Source organism: Nocardia jejuensis NBRC 103114, assembly GCF_001613145.1.
GTDB lineage: Bacteria > Actinomycetota > Actinomycetes > Mycobacteriales > Mycobacteriaceae > Nocardia > Nocardia jejuensis.
Genome location: NZ_BDBU01000044.1, coordinates 83016 through 103679, shown reverse-complemented (window position 1 = coordinate 103679; position 20664 = coordinate 83016). Strand labels below are relative to the sequence as shown.

Sequence of the window (20664 nt, the reverse complement as noted above, 5' to 3'; positions counted from 1 at the left end):
TCGCGGCTGAATCCCGGACGCCTCGCGTCGTACCGGTTCCCGCACAGGGCGATTGGGTCCCGCGGGCCCGATCAGTCCGGTAGCTGACTCTCGCCGTTGTCGAGCAGTGATCGGGCGCGGTCCCGGATCGACTGGACGGTGCCGGACACCGCGGCCGGAGCCAGCAGGGAGCGGGGGGCGAAGGGCTGACGCCAGAGGCCGCCGTGCGCCGCGCCGTCGGCGAACAGACCCTCCGGGTTGGCGGGGGCGGGCGGCGGCGCGAACAGGTCCGCCACCAGTTTCGCGGCGAGCAGCACACGCGCGGTGGCCGGATCGAAGACCTCGATGCCGAAGTGCGACGCCGCGCGGTACGCGGTTGTGCGCCAGGGAGTTTCGTGGCTGAGGGTCGCGGTCCAGGCGGGCGGGGCGACCGTGAAGGACACCGGATGTCCGGCCGAGGCGGCCAACACCGCCCGCCAGCGCGGAAGACGTTGCGCCAGAGCGTAATCGGGACCGGACAGGGACGGCAGATTGTCGAAGAGCCCCCAGGCGCCGCCGTCCGCGTCGAACACCGGGCGAATGTAATTGAGCCGATAGAACGAGCGCGGCGCCACACGGTGCAGAAGATCCTGGGCGCTGCCCCGGATCCCCCGCTGGGCCAGTTGTTCTCGCGCGGCGGCGACGATCGCGGGCGATACGGCGTAGCAGTCGGTCGGCGAGCCGAGCAGCGCGAGCGCCGCGTCCGGATGCCGGCCGAACACCGTTTCGGTGAGCACGTCGGAGGCCACCGCCAAGCGCACGCCCGCCGCGCCGGGCAGGCCCGCGTAGACCCCGAGTACCGGGCGGGCATCGCTGTGATCGGTGATCCACCGGGCAAGGGCGGGAAAACATCTCACGATGTCCACGCCGGGGACGGTGTCGCAGACCGGGAATCGCATCGCTCCCGCCCCGGATTCCGCGAGCGCCCGCAGTCGTTCCCAGCGAGCCCGGCCCGGACGATCCACGGCGAGCACGTCCGCGCCCCACGACAGCAGCGGCCGCAGGGGTGAGAGTTCGGCCGCGGCGCCGGTGACGGTCATCCGGAATCCCGGCAGCCGCAACCATTCCGGATTGTCGATGACCTGATCCACCGCCGTCACGAACCCGGGTTCGAGAATGCCGCGGCGCTGCCACTGCGCCAATTGCCGGCGCAGCGCGTCTCCGGCGAGGAGTTCCCCCTGCCAGGGCACTTCGAGAACCGGTACCGCGGAACCGGTTCCGGTGATCACGGCGGTTCCCAGGGCGTTGTCGTCCGCCTCGGCCTCGATGTCGACCGCGTCCAGCGGAAGGACGGTGCGCCCGGCGGCGAAGCGCAACATGGTCCGCACCGAGCGCAGACCTTCGCGCGCGATGCCGTGCGAGACCAGCGGCGAGCTGACCGACAGCGCCGTCATCCCGCGGAAGACCCGGTGGTATCCGCGCCGCCAGTCGCGCGCGGTCTCGACCGACTGGGCTAGATCGGCGTCATAGGGGCGAAGGGAATCGGCGACCACGGCCGCGGAGAACATGTCCGCGATCCGATCGGGTGGTCCGGGTGGAAAAGCCAGATCCCACATGCCATCACCGACCGACCCCATAAACGATCACACTGCCATGAATACCGCCTGGGCAACACTCGAAACCACCACAGGCGGAACCGGTCGGTACTCGCAAGATTCGCAGTACGCCGGGCAACGCGTCGACGGCGTTGCGTGCGGCCCGGATCCCTCGCGACGAACAGCGCGTCAACTGCGGGTCAGCGCCCTGTTGACCCGCGCGGCCGTGGCCGGGGGAAGTGCGCTGCTGGCACTGCGGATCTCGGCCCGCGCGCAGCGGTGGATGGCGACCGCGTCGGCCACCACCTCGTCCAGCGCGGATTGCCCGATCCCGGCCTCGGCCAGATCCAGCACCGTGCGCAGCGGCGTGGTGACCAGGAACGTTCCGGCCGATTCCACGTCGGTGCGGGTGAAGGTCCGGCGCAGCACCACCAGTCGCGGCGAGAGCGGGAACCGGCCGATCCGCGCCGACAGGTGCACGAAACGCGGACACAACCGGCCGAGACCGTGCAGTTCGGCCGCGCTGTGATGGGACACAGCGGCCGCGCCGTCGAACCACGCGGACCACATGGCGTACTCGTCGAGCGGACCGTCCGGCCACTGCCCGAGCCGCATCAGACCGACCCCCGCGCGCAGCACCGAACCGTCCCGCAGCCCGTCCCGAATCCGGGTCTCGCACCCCGTGCGCAGCACCTGACGGGTGGTGAAATACCCGGCGTGCCGCCCTGCCTCGTCTTGCAGCGCCTGCCATCCCTCGTCGGGATCTGGCTCCCCTTCGGGCGTACCGGACATAGTGATCAGGCTACGCCGACCTCCTGTGTGTTATGTCACAATCGCCCGCGTGTGAGCCGACACCTCACAGGAAGCACAGAGACAGCTCAGAAAGGTCGTGAACAATCGCTGCCATGAGTTCGAAACCCACCTCGGACGACGCAGCCGAAACCGCACGGAACCGCGCGGCGGACAACCCGTCGGACAAGACCGAAGTGATCGCGCCCGCCGATAACACATCCGGCGAGCAGGCGGTCGAATTCAGCAAGCCCGCACCGGGCTCCGACGACGCCACCACGGTCCTACCCGGCCGGACCGATCCGCCCACCGAGGTGATCGGCGCCGCGCGAACCGACTCCCCGCGGCACACCGACTCCCCGCAGCACACCGCCTACCCCGTCGACGGCGGCGCCACCGAGGTCGTCCCCACCGACGGTCCGACCGAGGTCGTCTCCGCCGACGGTCCGACCGAGGTCGTCTCCGCCGACGCGGCGACCCACGCCGCTTCCCGCGACGCCGCGACCCAGGCCGTTTCCCGCGACGCCGCCGCCAACGACGATGCGACCCAGGTCATTCCGGGATCGGGACAGCAGCCCGAGTGGTGGCAGCAGGGCGAGGCCGCCCGGCTCGGGACCGGCGATACCGCGGTCATGGGCGCGCACGCCGCCGGACCGCACCCCACCGAGGCCCTCGATCCGGCCGAGGCCGCCGCCTACGCCGCGGGCGCGGGCTCCGTGCCCGCCGGCGACCGGCAGCCTCCCGGCACTCCCCCGCCCCCGGAAAAGGTTGGCGGACAAGGCGGCCCGTCCGGGCGTAAACCCAAGCGGCGCACCCTGCTCATCATCGGACTGGTGCTGGCGCTGATCGTCGTCGGCGGCCTGGCCGGCGGCGAGGCGTACGCCCGCCAGAAGATCGACAAGTGCATCAGCTCGCAGTTCGAGCAGCAGATGGGCTCCAAGATCGACGTGTCCTTCGGCTGGAAACCGTTGCTGATCACCATGATCGACGGCAAGGTCGGCTCGGCGACCGTCGACAGCGACGACACCAAGTTCGGTCCCGCCGTCGGTATGAAGGTGCACGCGGTCTTCAACGACATCGAGGTGAAGGACGGCGGCAAGCAGGGCGGCACCATCGGCAGCTCCACCGCCGAGGTCGACTGGAGCAACGAGGGCATCAAGCAGACCCTGAGCGGTCTGATCACCGGCGCCACCTCGGATCCGTCCAAGGGCACGCTGAGCTTCGCGGTCCTGGGCGGTCTGGCCGAACTTCAGGTGCAGCCCAAGGTGATCGGGGACAAGGTCCAGGTCGAGACCGTGTCCGCCTCACTGCTCGGCTTCGGCCTGCCCACCGATCTGGTCTCGGGCATCGTGGAACTGATGACCGAGAGCCTGCAGACCTACCCATTGGGCTTGAAGCCCACCAAGGTTCAGGTCACCGGCGACGGACTGCACGTCAGCCTGGCCGGCGGGCAGACCCAGCTGGAAGCCGCCGAGGGTCAGAACACCGACATCCGCTGCTAGGCCGAAAAACCTTCCAGCACTTCACGAGAACGCGACAGCCCCAACCGCGTGGCGCCGGCGGCGATCAGTTCCGCCGCCGCCGCGCTGGTTCGGATGCCGCCGCTCGCCTTCACCCCGAGCCGCCCGCTCACAGTCTCGGCCATCAGGCGCACGGCATGAACGCTCGCACCGCCCGCGGGGTGAAATCCGGTGGAGGTCTTCACGAAATTCGCGCCGGCCTGCTCCGCGACCCGGCACACCTCGACGATGGCCGCATCGCTCAGCGCCGCGGATTCGATGATCACCTTCAGCACCGCGCGATCGTCGATGGATTCACGCACGGTGATGATGTCGGCCAGCACCGCGTTGTAGTCGCCGGCCACCGCCGCGCCCACGTCGATCACCATGTCGACCTCCGCCGCTCCCTGATCCACCGCGAGGCGCGCTTCCGCACCCTTCACCAGCGAATGATGTTTGCCGGACGGAAACCCCGCGACCGTGGCCACGACCAGGCCCGGTGCGCGCACGGGCAGCATCGAGGGCGAGACGCAGATCGCCAGAACGCCCAGCTCGCGGGCCTCCTCGATCAGTGCGTCCACCTCCGCGGCGGTCGCTTCGGGGGCCAGCAGGGTGTGATCGATCATCGCCGCCACGTCCCGGCGGGAAATCTGAGCCATGACCAAGGAGTTTGGCACATCTGTAGCGAATTACGTTGCGAGCCGCCGCCACCGTCCCGCACACTCGTAGGGTGCTGATCCGTCGTGAACGAACCGGCGACGCCGCCGCGATCGACGCGGTGCACCGCAGCGCATTCGCAGCCACCTACGCGAGCGCCACCGGCAATGCTTCCGCCACCGCGGTGCACACCCCCGTCGACCCGCCCGAAGTCGCCCTGGTGCGCCTGTTGCGCGAGGACTCCGCATGGATGCCGACGCTGTCGATGGTCGTCGAGCAGCACGATGACGTCGTCGGCCACGTCTGCCTCACCCGCGCGGCGGTGGGGCCCTTCCCGGTGCTCTCGCTCGGCCCGATCGGCGTGCGCACCGACCATCAGGCCGGCGGTGTCGGCTCGGCGCTCATGCACGCGGTCCTGGGCGCCGCCGATGCCCTCGACGAACCGGTGGTCGGCCTGCTGGGCAGCCTCGGCTACTACCCGCGCTTCGGTTTCCTGCCGGGCGTGCGCCTCGGCATCACACCCGACGAGCCCGAATGGACCTCACACTTCCAGGTCCGCGCACTGTCCGCGTACGACCCGGAGATCACCGGCGATTTCCGCTACGCCGAACCCTTCTACGAGCTCTGAGCAACCACCCGGCTCCCCCCTCCGTCCGAGGTGATCCCGGTGCTGGGACACTGACCACCATGAGTTCTGCTCCGGACGACCGTCGCTACGTACTGACCCTGGGCTGTCCGGACCGACCAGGCATCATCGCGGGCATCACCTCGTTCATCGCCGATTTCGGCGGTTCGATCGTGGAGGCCGGGTACCACTCGGACCTGGACACCGGCTGGTTCTTCACCCGCCAGGCCGTCAAGGCGGCCACCGTCCCGTTCTCGCTCGAGGAACTGCGCGACCGTTTCACCGCCGTGGCGCAGGCGCTGGGGCCCGATACCGAATGGCAGGTCATCGACTCCGGGGAGCGCCGCCGCGCGGTGCTGCTGGTCAGCAAGGACGGCCACTGCCTGCACGATCTGCTCGGACGCGCGAGCAGCGGCGAGCTGCCCGCCACCATCGAGGCGGTCATCGGCAATCACCCGGATCTGGCGGCCATCACCGAGGCGCACGGCATCAAGTTCCACCATGTGCCGTTCCCGAAGGATCCGGCCGAACGCGGCCCGGCCTTCGAGCAGGTCCGCGAACTGGTCGACGTGCACGATCCGCACGCGGTGGTGCTGGCCCGATTCATGCAGGTGCTGCCGCCGGAACTGTGCGCACACTGGACCGGGCGCGCGATCAATATCCACCACAGCTTCCTGCCGTCCTTCGCCGGAGCTCGCCCGTATCACCAGGCCTTCGCCCGCGGTGTGAAGCTGATCGGCGCGACCTGCCACTACGTCACCGCCGAACTCGACGCCGGTCCGATCATCGAGCAGGACGTCGCGCGCATCGACCACGCCGACACCGTGCTCGACATGGTCCGCCAGGGCCGCGATATCGAACGCGTCGTGCTCGCGCGCGGCCTGCGCTGGCACCTGGAAGGACGAGTCCTCGTCCACGGCCGCCGCACCGTCGTCTTCAGCTGAACGACGAGCCGGGCGCTCGACGCGCTTGCCCGAGGCACCGGCCGACGCGCGTGACGAGGTGGTCAGGTGACGAGAAGCGGCCCCGCTCCTGTGTGGAGCGGGGCCGCGTTCGCTGTGTACCGCAGAGACTTTCGGTCAGCCCGCGACGGCGATCATTCCGCGGCGGCCCATGGCGATGACACGGTGGAGTTCGTTGTTGAAGGCGGACTCGGCCTCGATGTTCACCAGGTGACCGGTGGGCAGGATGACGTATCGGTCGAGATAGCCCGCGGCCGCGAGGGTGTCGGCGATCTCACGGGAGTGGATCTCCGGCAGCAGGCGGTCGTGCGAACCGGCGATGACCGTGGTGGGCACCGTCAGATCGGCTGCGGCGCCGTCCAAGTCGAGTTCCAGCAGCCCGCGGGCCACGGCCGCACGGGTCGAGGGGCGACACGAACGCACCACGGACAGACCGAAATTGGTCTGGTCGGCCGTCGCGGCCGGGTTCAGCAGGCGGCTCTTGGCCACCACGTTGACCGCACGGCCGCCGGGCAGCGGAACCGGCGTGCCGAACAGCGCCAGCGCCAGCCAGTCCGGAGCCGGGAGCAGGGTGTTGAACAGCGGAAGCACGGTGGCGCGACCGGGGATTCGGCGTGCGGCCGTGGTGGCCAGCAGCACCGCGGAGGCGCGCTGGGTGACCTGCTCCGGGTAGTGCCGAGCCCAGGCCTGGATGGTCATGCCGCCCATGCTGTGGCCGACCAGGACGGCGCGCTGGCCCGGGCGCAGTACCGCGTCGAGCAGATCGGAGAAGTCGTCGGCCAGCTGCTCGCCGCCGAACATCCTTGCGCCGGTATCGCTTTCACCATGACCGCGCTGATCGAAGGCGATCACGCGATAGTCGTCGGCGAAGGCGTTGATCTGCGGGTTCCAGTACTCGATGGCGCAGGACCAGCCGTGGGCGAAGATGATCACGTCGCGGTCGGCGGGGCCGTAGGCATGGACGCGGAGCTTGGCGCCGTCCCGGGTGGTCACGGGGATGATCTCGTCCGGCGTCCGGGTGTTGAACGACTCGGTCTTGTAGACGCGGGACCGGAGCCCGGCACGGAAGGGGGCGGTCAATGTGTGCAGACCAGCCTCAGGCAGCTTTACCAGCATGAGCACTCCTTTGTGTTCCCGGCCACAGTACCGCGCTAGCAGTGGTGCTTGCTAGAGCAAGCGGCAAGAAATTTCTCTCTCGCCATCGAGGTGCCGCTTTCATCGAATACCCGTTCCGGAGTGAACCCACACTCCGGAATCGGTGCGTCACTGTTGTGTACAACACAGTTTCGAGCAGTTATGTGCCCCGGATAAGGGGACCGAGGGTGGAAAAATCCACACCCTCAGCCGTTGACGACCTTCGCCGGAATCCCGAACGCGGACTTGGCAACCCGTGCGAGTTCGACGTTGAACTCCCGATACGCCTCGACATTGCCGAGGTGCCCGGTCGCCAGCACCCGGTAGGTGTCGAGACTGCCCGCCTCGGTGAGCATTTCGACGATCCGCTCCGAGTGCACCGGCGGGGTCATGTCGTCGAACGAGCCGGCGAGCACCGTGGTCGGCACGGTCAGATTCACCGCGCCACGACCCACGTCCAAGTGCGAGAGCAGGGTGCCGAAGCGTCCGCGCACCCGAGCAGGGCAGGCGCGCACGATGTTCTGGGCGAAATCGGCGACGTCCCCGGTGGAGGCCAGGCTCATGATCTGCCGGCGGAACAGCCATTTCACCGGAGCGATCGGCGGGAAGATGATCGGCAGACTCAGCCCGACCAGACCCGCGAGGAACGGCAGGCGCAGCAATCCGCGGTTCAGGAAGGGCACCACGGTGGTGTGCGCGATCAATTCACACGAGGAGGTGTTGCTGAGCACGACCGCGGCCGCGCGCCGGGACACCTCGTCCGGATGCCGTCCGGCCCAACCCTGGATGGTCATGCCGCCCAGGCTGTGCCCGACCAGTACGGCCCGCTGCGCGGGCTTCAGGACCGCGGCCAGCACCACGGACAGATCGTCCGCGAGCTGATCGGTGGTGAGCGGGTCGGTGCCCACTTCGCTCTCGCCGTGGCCGCGCACGTCGTAGGCGATGACGCGGTATTCGCCGGCGAAGGCATTGATCTGGGGATTCCAGTATTCGAGGCAGCAGGTCCAGCCGTGCACCAGCACGATGACGTCGCCATCGGCCGGGCCGTAGGCGTGCACCCGCAGGTGTGCGCCGTCCTCGGTGGTGACCGGAATGACCTCGTAGGGCCCGGCCGGCGGATTCAGATCCGCGTTGCCGTAGGTCCGAGTTCGCAGATCCTTGCGATGCTCGCGCACCAGGTCGCGGACCCGCTGGGTGAGGTTCGCCGGCGTAGGCAGCATTGCCCGCATCAGGTACTCCTTTGTGTTACTGCTGGATACAGTAACCCCGTGTCACGGGTGCTAGCTAGTGCAAGCACCGAAAAATCTCGGCATCGCGGCAAAAAAATAGGCCGCCACCCCGAAGCGGGGCGGCGGCCGAAGAAGCCTGGATAACGCGTCTACCAGCGCGGACCACGCTGGATCTCGTCGACTTTGGGTCGCACGTCGGCCAGGTACACACCGACCGCGACCACGGCGATGATGCCGAGCAGACCCACCGGCGTCTGCGTCAGCAGCAGAGCGACCAGCGCCGCGGACAGGATCATGATCCACACCGGCTTGGTCAGCTTGTCCACGGCGGTGAAGGCGTCCGGCCGCTGCCGGATCGCATGCACCAGCGCGAACACGGTCATGCCGAGCGCGCACAGCTGCAGCACCCAGATAATCAGAACCGGAATTCCACTCACCCGACCATCATACGAGCGACGGCCGAACCGGTACCCGTTCCGGCCACCGACACCCGGATCGACCACCCGATGCTCACCTCGCGGGCGAACTCCGGCGCGCACCCGCACGCACGACAGCGACCCACGTACGACAGCGGCCCCCGCACATCGAATGTGCGAGGGCCGCTGGTGCTTTCGCGCCCTACTTCTTGGCGGCGGGAGCGGCCTTCTTGGCGGGAGCCTTCTTGGCCGGAGCCTTCTTGGCGGGAGCCGGAGCCGGAGCCGGCGCGGGCTCGGACTCGGTCACCACGGCGACGACCTCGGCCTCGACGGCCTCCTCGGCGGCGACGGCCTCTTCCTTTGCGCGGCCCAGCAGCGGGGCGACCTGGCCGGACACCTTGCCGAACACGTCCTGGGTCTGCGTGACCAGGTCGCTGTAGAGGCTCTCGACCTGGCCGATGCGGCCTTCGAGGCTCGGGTTGGCGCGCAGCTTCTCGACGGTCTCCTCGCCGCGGGCGGCAAGGTCGGCGTACAGGTCCAGCAGCTGCTGGAAGTAGGTGTCGACCAGCTTGCGCAGCTCTTCGGGGGTGGTCTTCTCGCGCAGCTCGGCCAGATCCTCGGGCAGCTCGGACGGCAGCGCGGAGACGCGCTGACGCAGGGTCTCGACCTGGCCCTTGGCATCGGCGGGCAGGTTCGCGAGACGCTCGCGGGCCTCTTCGACGCGACCGGTGACGTCGGCGGAGGCCGCGCGCTCACGGATCTGGGTGACGGTGTCGAGGACGGCGGCGTAGATGGCGTCGCCGGCGCCGACCGTCGCGTAGATCGGCTTGGTCACGGGCACGGTGGTCTTCGGTGCGGTCATGGTTCTTCGCTCTCCTGGCGTCGCGGAACTTCGGTTATGCGTTGTGGAACCTCGTTGTCCCTGGCCGGAGCCGTCTCGTCGATCGAGACGCTCCGAGTCCCCCCGGGAACGCCCCCCATCGGGTCCGTCGCGTCCCCTTGCTCCTCGTTCGCCGTGTTCTCGCGGCGGAACGATTCGTAAATGTCGAGCAGCACCTGCTTCTGACGTTCGGTGAGACCGTCGTCGGCCAGCAGTGCGTCCCGGACCGGGCCGTGCGGCCTCTGCTCGAGGTAGCCGGCCCGCATGTACAAGACCTCCGAGGAGACCCGCAGACCTTTGGCGATCTGTGCGAGAACCTCGGCGGACGGATTGCGCAGTCCGCGCTCGATCTGACTGAGGTACGGATTGCTCACCCCCGCCAGGATTGCGAGCTGACGCAGCGAAACCTGTGCGGCTTCCCGTTGCGCCCGGATGAAGCCCCCGATGTCGTGCGCCGCGTTGGCTACGCGGCCTGCCCGTTCTGCAGCTTCGGCGGACGTCTCCGCCCGCTCACCGTCGATCGGTTCGGGAACCTCGGGATCGTGTGTCATCGACTCACCTTCCGGCGGTTGTGGGATCAATTCTAGAACGGGGTGCTAACTCTTGCAAGCACCCTGTTAGCAGCGACCGTTCAGCCATTGAACAGCAAATGTGAAATGGCATAGATCGCAAGCCCCGCCAGGGAACCCACGACCGTGCCGTTGATACGAATGAATTGCAGATCGCGGCCCGCCGCCAATTCGATCTTGTTACTGGCTTCGTCCGCGTCCCACTTGGCAACGGTATCGCTGACCAGCGTGGCGAGTTCGGCGCCGTAGTTCGAGACCAGATATCGGACGCCGCGTTCGAGCCAGCCGTCCACCTTCTCGCGCATCGCGGGATCGGCCGAGAGCCGCTCACCGAGTTGCTGCACATTTTCCGACACCTTGCGGCGCAGCGTGCTGTTCGGGTCGTCGGCGGACTCGAGAATCATCCGCTTGGCCGCGCGCCAGGTGGCGTGCGCCAGACCGGTGATCTCCTGGCGACCCATCAACTCGGTTTTGATCTTCTCCGCCTTCTCGATCATGGCGTCGTCGAATTGCAGATCGTGCGCGAAATCCTCCAGGAAGCGATTCGCCGCCAACCGCACCTCATGGTCCGGCTGAGTGCGCACCTTCCAGGTGAATTCCACCAGTTCCCGATAGATCCGCTCGGCCAGTAGGCCGTTCACGAATTTCGGCGCCCAGGACGGCGCGTCCCGATTCACGATCCGATCGATGGTCTCCTGGCTGTCCAGCGCCCACTGATGCGCGCGCTCGGCCAGCAGATCCACCAGCGGGGCCTGGCGGTTGTCGGCGATCAGTTCGTTGAGGACCTTGCCGATCGGCGGACCCCAGAGCGGTTCGGCGATCCGCTTGACGATGGTGTTGTCGATGATCTGCTCGACGTCCTCGTCCCGCAGCACCCCGACCACCGCCTGCAGGATGGTCGAGGATTCCTCGGCCACGCGTCCGGCGCGTTCGGGATCGGCCATCCAGCGGCCCAGGCGGAACGAGATCTGCGCCGAATTCACCTTGGCGGCCACGGTGTCCGGGGACAGGAAGTTGGTGCGCACGAAATCGCCGAGACCGGCGCCGAGCTGATCTTTCTTCTTGCGAATGATGGCTGTGTGCGGGATGGGGATACCGAGCGGATGGCGGAACAGCGCGGTGACGGCGAACCAGTCGGCGAGTGCGCCGACCATGCCCGCCTCCGACGCGGCCTTCACGTAACCGACCCAGCTGCCGCCCTCACCGCGCGATTCGATCCACGCGCAGACCAGGTAGATGACGGTAGCGGCGGCGAGGAAGGCCGTGGCGATGGCCTTCATCCGCCACAGGTCCCGCTTCTTGCCCTCTTCGTCCAGGAGATCGGCGAAGGCGCCACCCGCCGCTCCGGTGGCCCTGGTCGGCTTCGGCTGTATCGACTCGAGTACCCCGGCACTGCCGGCAGGTTGCTCCATACGTTCCATTCTGCTGGTTACTGTGACCAACGCCCGTCCACCGGGCCCGTCCCGAACGGCGGCACGAGGTCACATGGGAGGCTTAAGCTGAATACGCCCAGCCCAAGACCGTGTACCCCCAGCCAAGACCGTGAACAAGGAGCCCATGGACGCCGCACCCACCAGCACGCGCACCGGCCGGGTGGACGGCCGCAAGCGGCGCTGGGAGCAACACAAGATCGATCGACGTGAAGAGCTGGTCGACGGGACCCTGGCCGCCATCCGCACGCGCGGCGGAGACGCCGGGATGGACGAGATCGCCGCCGAGATCGGCGTCTCGAAAACCGTGCTCTACCGCTACTTCTCCGATAAACAAGACCTGACTCGCGCCACCATGGAGCGGTTCATCGAGACCACGCTGATGCCGCGCATCTACGAGGCGATCAGCGACGATCTCGACGAGTACCAGCTCGTGCGCAATACCCTCGCCGCCTACGTTCACACGGTCGATTCCGATACCGACGTCTACCGGTTCATCATGGGCAACGGCGCGGCCACCGACACCTCGACCCTCGCCGATTTCGAGAAGCTCTTCGCGCAGGTCGTGTCGGCGGTCATCGTGGACAAGGCGTTCGATCGCAAGGTGCAGACCGAGGGGTCGATGCTGTGGGCCTACGTCCTGGTCGGCGGCGTGCAGCTGGCGACGGACTACTGGCTCACCAACCGCACCATGTCGAGTGAGGAAATGCTCGACTACCTGACCATGATGGCGTGGAGCGCCATCGAGGGCATGGTTCGCGCGGGCGGAGACCGCGCCTGGTTCAACTCTCGGCCGCACGTGCTGCCGGACCCGGAAAACAAGCCTTAACAGCCTGTTCGATCCCAGGGACAGTCCAAATTGGAACGTCCGGTTTCCGTCATGCGCGGTGGAAAATCGAGGCTGGTCCCGAAGATCGCTGTGTGGTTAGGCTGATCCAGGCGGGGCCGTTGCACACACGAGTCCGTCGCGTCGGCACCAACGGGGGTGTTGGCTCCAATGGAGGGTCACTGATGGCGAAAGAGCTGCCCACATCCAGGCTCGCTCGGGGGACGAAGCTGGGCATGGCGGTCGCCGGTAATGCCTTGCGCTCCCAGCGGACTCGCCGTTCCATGCGCGGTCGCTCCGAGGCCGTCCGCGAGCGGATGGCCGAGGAATCGATGATCCGCGCCACCGAGCAGATGGTCATGGTGCTGGGCACCATGAAGGGCGTGGCCATGAAGCTCGGCCAGATGCTCTCGGTGCTGGATCTGGATCTGGTGCCGCCGGAGCATCGCGAGCGGTTCCAGCGACGCCTCGCCGTGCTGCGCGACAGTGCGCCCTCCGTGTCGTTCGAGGTCATGCGCGCGGTCATCGAGGAGGACTACGGCAAGACCCTCGAGGACGTGTTCGCCGAATTCGGTTCCGAGCCGATCGCGGCCGCCTCCATCGGCCAGGTCTACAAGGCCACCCTGCACGACGGCCGGGTGGTCGTGGTGAAGGTGCAGTACCCAGGCATCGATTCGGCCGTGCGCGCGGATCTGAAGAACCTGGCCATGTTCCGGCGCATCCTGCAGTCCGCCATGCCGTGGGTGACCCCGGCCGTGCTCGACGAGTTGCGCCTGAATCTGGAGAGCGAGCTCGACTACGTCGCCGAGGCCAACACGCAGAAGCAGATCGCCGCCATCTACGCCGGGCATCCGTTCATCGTGGTCCCCGACACCATGCCGGAGCTGTCCACCACCCGCGTGCTGGTGAGCGAGTACTTCCCCGGCCGAGGTTTCGAGGACATCCGGGCGCTGCCCGATGCCGAGCGGAATCGGATCGGCGAGATCATCTATCGCTTCTACGTCGGTTCGCTGTTCACCTTCAACGAGTTCTGCGGCGATCCGCATCCGGGCAATCTGCTGCTGGGCGCGGACGGCAAGGTCGCGTTCCTGGACTTCGGGCTCTACAACCGGATGGATCCCGAACACGTGCAGTTCGAGGCCACCTGTATTCGCGCCGCGGCCGAAGAGCGCGCGGAAGACCTGCGGGACTTGATGATTCAGCGCGGCGTGATCGACTCACCCGATGAGATCACCGCCGAGGAGTGCCTCGAATACGTGCTCGCCGCCTGCGAATGGTCGCTGGTGGACGAGGATCTCACCATCACCCCGGAGCTGGCCTCGGGTGCGTTCGTGCTGGCGGTGGATCCGCGCGCGAGCGAGTTCACCGGGATGAAGCAGCAGAACCTGCCGCCGGAGCACCTGTTCTCGCGGCGCGCGGACTTCCTCACCTTCGGCATGCTCGGTCAGCTCGAGGCCACCGCGAACTGGCATCGCATCGCGTGCGAATGGCTGTACGGGGAACCGCCGGCCACCGAACTCGGCCACGCCCATCACGAGTGGCTCGCGAGCCGCCCGGCCCCCGCCCCGACCACCGGACCCGCGAAGAAGACTCGCAAGCGCCCAGCTAAGGCGTGAAACCTAGGACGGGAAAGAACATGGCAGACAGGGAATTCGACGTCGTGCTGTTCGGCGCGACCGGCTTCGTCGGCAAGCTGACGGCACAGTATCTGACCGAGTCGGCGCCGGCCGGAGCGCGCATCGCGCTGGCGGGCCGCTCGCCGCAGAAGCTGGCGGCGGTACGCGCCGAGCTGGGCCCGGCGGCCGCGGAATGGCCGCTGGTGCAGGCGGATTCGAACGACCAGGCCAGTCTGAACTCGCTCGCCGCGCGCACCAGGGTGGTGGTCACCACCGTCGGCCCGTACCTGCGCTACGGCTTCCCGCTGGTGCAGGCCTGCGCCGAGAACGGCACGCACTACGCGGATCTCACCGGTGAACCGCTGTTCATCCGCGACTGCATCGACCGCTTCGGCGAGCAGGCCGCCGAGACCGGCGCGAAGATCGTGAATTCCTGTGGCTACGACTCGATTCCGTCGGATCTGAGCGTGTACCAGCTCTACAAGCGCACCGTCGCGGACAACACCGGCGAGCTCACCGACACCACCCTGGTGGCCTGGCTCAAGGGCGGGGCGAGCGGCGGCACCATCGATTCCGGTCGCGCCATGATGGAGGCCATCGCGGCCGATCCGAAGAAGGGCGCGGTCATGTCGCACCCGTATTCGCTGAGCCCCGACAAGGCCATGGATCCCGATGTCGGGCGGCAGACAGATCAGGCGCTGCAGAAGGCGTCGAACATCGATCCGAGCCTGAACGGCTGGGTGGCGACCTTCATCATGGGCGCGCACAACACCAAGATCGTGCGGCGCAGCAACGGCCTGCTCGGCTGGCCGTACGGCAAGAACTTTCGCTACCGCGAGGTCATGAGCGCGGGCTCCTCCCCCGTCGCCCCGCTGGTCGCCGCCGGAATGGCGGGCGGCATCGTGGCCACCATGGCCGCGGGCGCGGTGCTCTCGCGCGTCTCGGCCGGGCGCAAGATCCTGGACCGCATCGTCCCCAAGCCGGGCACCGGCCCGAGCGAGAGCACCCGTCGCGCGGGCTGGTTCACCATGCGGACCTTCGCGCACACCACCTCCGGCGCGAAGTACGTCTGCACCTTCGCCGGTCAGGGCGATCCCGGCTACCAGGCCACCTCGGTCATGCTCGGCCAGTCCGGCCTGGCTCTGGCCTTCGACACCCTCCCGGAGATCGCGGGCATCCTGACCCCCGCCTCCGCGATGGGCGACGCCCTCACCGACCGCCTGCGCAAGGCGGGCATCACCATCGAGGTCGAACCCGCCTGACCCACAGCGCTTTGCGAACCCCGCCGCTCGTATTCCGGCGGGGTTCGCTCATTTCCGAGGCCGAACCGTCGCATCCACACTTCCGGCTGTGCGGGGGTTCTCGATTCGCGCGTCCCCATTCCAGGACCCCCACTCCGCCCAGAGGTGGCACTCCCCCGACGCGACGATCCGAAGCGCGTGCCGTGGGTGGATCCGGTGTCGCCGGAAGCCTTCCAGCCCCGAGCATTCGGCACGAGGAGACGCCCACCGGCCGAAACGGGTTATCCGCCGTCGCGCAGCGAGATCAGCCCGCCGAGTACGCCGAGGTACGCCGCACCGTCCGGACCGAGCGCCAGGCCCGCGTAGTTGTTGTTGTAGAGCGGGCCGGAGCCGGACCTGCGCTGCCACACCAGGTTTCCGGTGCGGAAGTCCAGAGTGGTCCAGTACCAGGGATCGGTGGCGTCCGAACCCTTCGTGTACGTGTAGATCAGGCCGTTCGCCAGCGACAGCTTGGCCACCACGCTGGGTGCGGCCACGCTGGTGTTGCTCCAGACCAGGTGGCAGCCGGCGCCGTCGTCGTCGATGTCCACGCGGGCGAAACCCGGCGTGGTGGTACGACCGCCGAGGGTGGCCTCGGGCCCGGAGTAACCGTAGTTGTTCTCGACGATCAGCGAGTTGCCCGCGCCGATAAGCGAATTCTCGGTATTGCCCGCGCCTTTCGCGAAGACCGGCACCGAGCACACCTCGCGACGCGCGGCGGCCGGATCGGTGCGGTAGACGACCACGTTCATCGGATCGGCGTTGTCGGTGATGGCGACGTAGCCGCCGGGCAGCAGGGTCGGCGTGGTGCCGGTGCCGTCGTCGACCTGTCCGGGTTTGGTCTGCCCGCTGTTGGCGTAGGTGGTGCGCCAGGTGACGCGGGGTTCGCCGCCTGGACCGGCGTCCAAGCGCAGCATTTCCCGGTTCGTGGCGATGTAGACCGCGCCGTCCGCACCGACCGCGAACGAGTTCTCGATCTCTCCGTCCGCGCCGTCGCCGAGCCGGATCACCTGTATCGCACCGGTTTCCGGGTCTATCGTGCCGACAACGCCGTTGTGCTTCGCCACGAACCACAGTCGTCCGTGCGAGTCCGGCAGCACCGAATTGAGACTCTCGCCCTCCCGCAGCACGCCGGTCAGGTCGTACTCGCGCTCGAGGGTGAAACCGTCCGCGGCGGGGTTCTCCGCGAGCACCATGACGTGTCCGGTGTTCGCGCCGACCACCGCGCGGTCCTGGCCGTCGAGGTAGAAGTACGCGCCGCCGCCGAAGTTGGAGAAGGCTCCGGGTTGCAGGAACGCACCGGGTGCGCGACCGGGCAGCGGATAGCGCCCCAGCACCCGCATGGCGGCCGGATCTATCAGGTACAGACCGGGATTCAGGCCCGGGCAGGTGGCGACGATGCGTCCGGCGCGGTCGAAGGCGATGGACCCGCATTCACTGGCCAGCAGCAGCGAGTCGACTCGGGTGTCGTGCCCGAGCGGCCCGGGCCGGGTGTAGGTGTCGCTCATCCAGCCGTCGCCGTGGATGCCGGAGTCGCCGTTGGCGGCGAGTCCCGGGTGGCGCGGGATCGCGGGCACGCCGGTGATCGGTTGCGCGGTCGCGGGTGCCCCGAGGAAGTCGGGGCTCGTCCCCGGCAGCGAGGGAACCGGTGCGGCGGTAGCGATTCCGGCACCGGCGGTGGTAGGGATCGCACAGCCGGCGGCGGTGAGCAGCCCGATGGCGAGCAGCCGTGCGGCTCGCGAGCGCAGTCGGCCGCGCGTCGTCCCCGTGATAGCCGAACGCACTGTCTCTCTCCTCCGGCCGTCGAATTGCGGCGCAACCACCCATGACGCTTGGTCGATCGACCAGAATGGGATGATCGCACACCGCGATCAGGAACCATACCGTGCGGCATGTCACATTTCGCGGCGTTCCGACACAGGCGGCACCCGCAGAAACTCTCCGGTAGGGTCGCCAACGGGACGGAGGGTCGTACCCGAGAAAGGGGGGTCGGCCAGTTGAAATGGATCCTGACCCCGGAAGAGTTCACGCTGGTCTGGACCCGTGAAACCGATCTGGAACGCCGCCCGTATCCGCTCGACACGATCGGGCACGCGGTGGAGAATCCCAGCGCCGCACCACGTTCGAGCCACCGGTTTCTGCGACGCACAGACCCGGAACTTGCGGCCGCACTTTCCCTGTGTGCCCGCACCGACGCGACGACGGTGACCCTGTACGGGCAGCGGACCGCCGAACCCGGGCCGCGCCGGATCCTGGCCTTCGCGGCGGTGGCGCAGCAGCGCACCGGAATCCTGGTGGCGACGCCGGAGTCTGTGACCGTATCTCTTTGTCCCGCAGACCAACTCGGCCGCGAGCTGGTGGAGGTGATCGGCTCCGCGCCGCGCGGGCAGCTCGCGCCGATGCGGGAACCGCAGCGCTCGGTGCTGGATCCGGACGCACAGCAGGCCGTCGAGCACGACAGCGACGAGGCTGATCGCTTCCGCCGCAAACTGCGTGATCCGGTGGACGGGCGCGGATTCATCACCGTCACGGTCGAACCCGCCAATCCGCTGTCCCCGCCGACCCGCCATCGCACCTGGATGGACTTCTCCGGCGATGGCCGCTATCTGCTCACCACCGCGACGGATCTGACCCTGACCCCGGTGACCGACGAGGAGCTGGCCGACCACCTGGTTCGACTCGCCCGAGTGTGAGACACACCGAGATACCGAGTGTTCGCCCACTGTTGGCGCGGCGGTCGTCGTGTGAATTCGGCGCGCCGGTCGACACCGGATTCGGCGAGGCTACTGACACGCACCGCGCTGCGTGTTAGGCATGGTGAATGGCAAAGGCGACATCCTGGTCCAAACCAGCCTCCAAGGTTCTTCGGGCCGACGGCGTGCAGGTCAGCGATCTGAACACATCGGCCACCCCGGGTTTCAAGGGCGACAAGCGCGCCGGGGAGGCCCTGCTCGCCGAACGCAGCGTGGTGCTGTCGGATCTGCAGGAGAAATTGTTCGCCAACGGCCGCACCGGCGACAACCGCAGCGTGCTGCTGGTGTTGCAGGGTATGGACACGGCGGGCAAGGGCGGCATCGTCCGGCACGTGATCGGCTCGGTCGACCCGCAGGGCGTGGATCACGCGTCCTTCGGTGTGCCGACCGCCGAGGAGAAGAAGCACCACTTCCTGTGGCGTATCCGCCGGCAGTTGCCGCGGCCGGGACACATCGGGGTGTTCGATCGCTCGCACTACGAGGACGTGCTGGTGGTCCGGGTGCACGAATTGGTCGCGCCCGAGGTGTGGGGCAAGCGATACGACGAGATCAACAAGTTCGAGCGCAAGCTGGTCGACGACGGCACCACCATCGTGAAGGTGGCCATGTTCGTCTCGCTGGACGAGCAGAAGAAGCGGCTCATGCAGCGGCTGGAACGGCCGGACAAGTTCTGGAAGTTCAATCCGGCCGATATCGACGAGCGCGCGTACTGGCCCGCCTATCAGGAGGCGTACCAGGCGGTTCTGGATCGCACGAACACCGAGTACGCGCCCTGGCACGTGCTGCCGTGCGATTCCAAGTGGTACGCGCGCCTCGCGGTCACCGAATTGCTGATCGACGCGCTGCACGGCCTGAAACTGGATTGGCCGCCCGCGGATTTCGACGTCGAGGAACAGAAGAAGCGTCTCACCAAGGGGTGAGCCCGCCGTCCGGCGAATATCCCACGTCATCGGGACACGGGTGGCGGCTCGTATGGTTCTGCAAGGAATCTCTCAGGTTCGCGGGCGAAGATGAACCCGACGATTCGTGACTACGGAAGGCGTGGTGAGCGCGCACGTGAGCAACAAACCGGGTGACCGTAAGAATCCGCTGGCCAAGGCCGAGCGGGCCGACCGCAACCGGAAGATCCTCATCCAGGTCGGCGTCGCCGTCGTGCTGGTGGGTCTGGTCGCGGCGATCGGTATCGGTCTGGCGATGCGCAAGTCCGACAAGGACTCCTCCGCGACCGGGTCGGGGTCCGGCGCGTTCGCCCCGGTCCTGGCGCACGACGGCGCGACCCCGCCCAATCTCACCGAGGGTGGTGCGATCCGCATCGGCAACCCCGACGCCAAGGCTCGGGTCCAGGTCGTGGCCGACCTGCAGTGCCCGGCCTGCCAGATGTTCGAGCACGCGAATTCCGCCGCGCTGGGCAAGGCCGCGCAGGACGGTTCCGCCTCGATCGAGTACAACATCATCTCGTTCCTGGACCGCGCCTCCAACGGCAACCAGTACTCCTCACGGGCCGCGAACGCCGCCTACGTGGTGGCGGCCTCGGATCCGTCGAAGTTCCAGCAGTGGCTGGGCGTCATGTTCGACAAGCAGCCCGCCGAGGGCGCGAACGGCATGACCGATGATCAGTTGATCCAGATCGCCACCGACGCCGGATACACCGATCCCGCTGTCGCACAGGGCATCCGGGACAACAAGTACGCGTCCTTCGTCACCGACGAGACCAAGGCCGTCTTCGCGACCGGTATCAAGTCGACCCCGTCGGTGTACCTGAACGGTACCCAGATCCAGGATCCGAAGGTCCTGATGACCCAGGACGGGATCACCTCGGCGATCGAGGCCGCGGCCAAGTGATGGTCGCGGCACCGCCCCGGTCCGCGTGGCCCGTGCTGCTGTGCGGGCTGATCGGCTGGGGCGCGTCGGTGACGCTCCTGATCGACAAGTTCAAGCTGTTCACCGATCCCGGTTTCAAACCGCTGTGCAGCATCGATCAGGTCGTCGCCTGCACGACCGTCATGCAGTCGGATCAGGCCGCCGCCTTCGGTTTTCCGAATCCGATCATCGGCGTGGTCGGCTTCTCGGTCGTGGTGACGCTCGGTGTGCTTGCGGTGGCCGGAATCGCCTTCCCCCGCTGGATCTGGGGTGGGCTGTGGGTCGGTCTGCTGCTGGGCATCGGCTTCATCGGCTGGCTCTTCTATCAGGCCGTCTTCCGGATCCACGCGCTGTGCCCGTGGTGCATGGTGGTGTGGGCGGTCACGCCGATCCTGCTGGCCATCGTGACCGGTCAGATCTGGGGTAAGTCCCGCGGCGTGATCCAGGTGATCGTCGAATGGCGCTGGACCCTGGTGGCCGTCTACTACGCGGTCATGATCCTGATCGTCTACATCCAGTTCCAGGATTACTGGCGCGACAAGCTCTGAGCCCGCGCTCAGCCGGAACCCGAAGGGGCGGTACCGAG

General features: G+C 67.8%; 20 protein-coding genes. 10 read left to right on the top strand and 10 right to left on the bottom strand.

Annotated elements, in window-relative coordinates:
• Positions 1 to 71: 71 nt before the first annotated feature.
• Positions 72 to 1595, bottom strand: a complete 1524-nt coding sequence (locus tag NJ1_RS30025; protein ID WP_067700794.1) for a hypothetical protein — start codon at positions 1593 to 1595, stop codon at positions 72 to 74.
• Between the two features lie 147 nt (positions 1596 to 1742).
• Entirely contained in the window at positions 1743 to 2345 is a 603-nt protein-coding gene (locus tag NJ1_RS30020; RefSeq protein WP_067700792.1) for a hypothetical protein, read from the bottom strand.
• 113 nt (positions 2346 to 2458) lie between these two features.
• On the opposite strand from NJ1_RS30020, the gene NJ1_RS40705 reads away from it, so the two are divergent.
• A complete protein-coding gene (locus NJ1_RS40705; RefSeq protein ID WP_245717647.1) occupies positions 2459 to 3844 on the top strand; it encodes a DUF2993 domain-containing protein in 1386 nt (461 codons plus the stop codon).
• Here NJ1_RS40705 and deoC read toward each other — a convergent pair.
• A complete protein-coding gene (gene deoC, locus NJ1_RS30010) occupies positions 3841 to 4500 on the bottom strand; it encodes a deoxyribose-phosphate aldolase (protein ID WP_067700789.1) in 660 nt (219 codons plus the stop codon). The genes NJ1_RS40705 and deoC overlap by 4 nt on opposite strands.
• A gap of 71 nt (positions 4501 to 4571) precedes the next feature.
• Here deoC and NJ1_RS30005 point away from each other — a divergent pair, with 71 nt between their 5' ends.
• Both NJ1_RS30005 and purU read left to right on the top strand, forming a co-directional pair.
• Entirely contained in the window at positions 4572 to 5126 is a 555-nt protein-coding gene (locus tag NJ1_RS30005) for a GNAT family N-acetyltransferase (RefSeq protein WP_067700786.1), read from the top strand.
• Positions 5127 to 5185: 59 nt separating this feature from the next.
• Positions 5186 to 6067, top strand: coding sequence for a formyltetrahydrofolate deformylase (purU, locus tag NJ1_RS30000; protein ID WP_067700783.1), 882 nt, complete (start codon positions 5186 to 5188; stop codon positions 6065 to 6067).
• Positions 6068 to 6202: 135 nt separating this feature from the next.
• Here the strand turns inward: purU and NJ1_RS29995 are convergent, their stop codons facing one another.
• From NJ1_RS29995 to NJ1_RS29970, 6 genes are all read right to left on the bottom strand, one after another.
• The gene (locus NJ1_RS29995) at positions 6203 to 7201 is read right to left on the bottom strand and encodes an alpha/beta fold hydrolase (RefSeq protein ID WP_067700943.1); all 999 of its coding nucleotides are present in this window, start codon (positions 7199 to 7201) and stop codon (positions 6203 to 6205) included.
• 224 nt (positions 7202 to 7425) lie between these two features.
• Positions 7426 to 8448: an alpha/beta fold hydrolase gene (locus tag NJ1_RS29990; protein WP_067700780.1), complete on the bottom strand. Its 1023-nt coding sequence runs from the start codon at positions 8446 to 8448 to the stop codon at positions 7426 to 7428.
• A 149-nt stretch (positions 8449 to 8597) separates the two neighbouring features.
• A complete protein-coding gene (locus tag NJ1_RS29985; protein WP_067700940.1) occupies positions 8598 to 8885 on the bottom strand; it encodes a DUF2516 family protein in 288 nt (95 codons plus the stop codon).
• A gap of 181 nt (positions 8886 to 9066) precedes the next feature.
• The gene (locus NJ1_RS29980; protein WP_067700777.1) at positions 9067 to 9726 is read right to left on the bottom strand and encodes a heparin-binding hemagglutinin; all 660 of its coding nucleotides are present in this window, start codon (positions 9724 to 9726) and stop codon (positions 9067 to 9069) included.
• Positions 9723 to 10295 carry a helix-turn-helix domain-containing protein gene (locus NJ1_RS29975; protein ID WP_067700774.1) on the bottom strand — a complete coding sequence of 191 codons (573 nt, stop codon included), beginning with the start codon at positions 10293 to 10295 and terminating at the stop codon, positions 9723 to 9725. Before NJ1_RS29975 ends, NJ1_RS29980 begins: the two co-directional genes overlap by 4 nt.
• 80 nt (positions 10296 to 10375) lie before the next feature.
• Entirely contained in the window at positions 10376 to 11725 is a 1350-nt protein-coding gene (locus NJ1_RS29970) for a DUF445 domain-containing protein (RefSeq protein WP_084479004.1), read from the bottom strand.
• Positions 11726 to 11870: 145 nt separating this feature from the next.
• On the opposite strand from NJ1_RS29970, the gene NJ1_RS29965 reads away from it, so the two are divergent.
• The 3 genes from NJ1_RS29965 to NJ1_RS29955 all read left to right on the top strand — a co-directional run bounded on the left by NJ1_RS29965 (position 11871) and on the right by NJ1_RS29955 (position 15447).
• On the top strand, positions 11871 to 12572 hold the full coding sequence (locus NJ1_RS29965; protein ID WP_067700933.1) for a TetR/AcrR family transcriptional regulator: 702 nt from the start codon (positions 11871 to 11873) through the stop codon (positions 12570 to 12572).
• Positions 12573 to 12754: 182 nt separating this feature from the next.
• Positions 12755 to 14185 carry an ABC1 kinase family protein gene (locus NJ1_RS29960; RefSeq protein WP_067700771.1) on the top strand — a complete coding sequence of 477 codons (1431 nt, stop codon included), beginning with the start codon at positions 12755 to 12757 and terminating at the stop codon, positions 14183 to 14185.
• Between the two features lie 20 nt (positions 14186 to 14205).
• Positions 14206 to 15447: a saccharopine dehydrogenase family protein gene (locus NJ1_RS29955; protein WP_067700768.1), complete on the top strand. Its 1242-nt coding sequence runs from the start codon at positions 14206 to 14208 to the stop codon at positions 15445 to 15447.
• A gap of 260 nt (positions 15448 to 15707) precedes the next feature.
• Here the strand turns inward: NJ1_RS29955 and NJ1_RS29950 are convergent, their stop codons facing one another.
• Entirely contained in the window at positions 15708 to 17249 is a 1542-nt protein-coding gene (locus tag NJ1_RS29950; RefSeq protein WP_084479003.1) for a hypothetical protein, read from the bottom strand.
• A gap of 213 nt (positions 17250 to 17462) precedes the next feature.
• On the opposite strand from NJ1_RS29950, the gene NJ1_RS29945 reads away from it, so the two are divergent.
• The 4 genes from NJ1_RS29945 to NJ1_RS29930 all read left to right on the top strand — a co-directional run bounded on the left by NJ1_RS29945 (position 17463) and on the right by NJ1_RS29930 (position 20626).
• On the top strand, positions 17463 to 18158 hold the full coding sequence (locus tag NJ1_RS29945) for an ESX secretion-associated protein EspG (RefSeq protein ID WP_067700765.1): 696 nt from the start codon (positions 17463 to 17465) through the stop codon (positions 18156 to 18158).
• 128 nt (positions 18159 to 18286) lie between these two features.
• Complete coding sequence (locus tag NJ1_RS29940; RefSeq protein WP_067700764.1) at positions 18287 to 19138, top strand: polyphosphate kinase 2 family protein; 852 nt, start codon at positions 18287 to 18289, stop codon at positions 19136 to 19138.
• Positions 19139 to 19274: 136 nt separating this feature from the next.
• Positions 19275 to 20060, top strand: a complete 786-nt coding sequence (locus tag NJ1_RS29935; RefSeq protein WP_067700927.1) for a DsbA family protein — start codon at positions 19275 to 19277, stop codon at positions 20058 to 20060.
• Positions 20060 to 20626: a vitamin K epoxide reductase family protein gene (locus NJ1_RS29930; RefSeq protein ID WP_067700761.1), complete on the top strand. Its 567-nt coding sequence runs from the start codon at positions 20060 to 20062 to the stop codon at positions 20624 to 20626. The genes NJ1_RS29935 and NJ1_RS29930 overlap by 1 nt, the downstream gene beginning before the upstream one ends.
• Positions 20627 to 20664 lie beyond the last annotated feature (38 nt).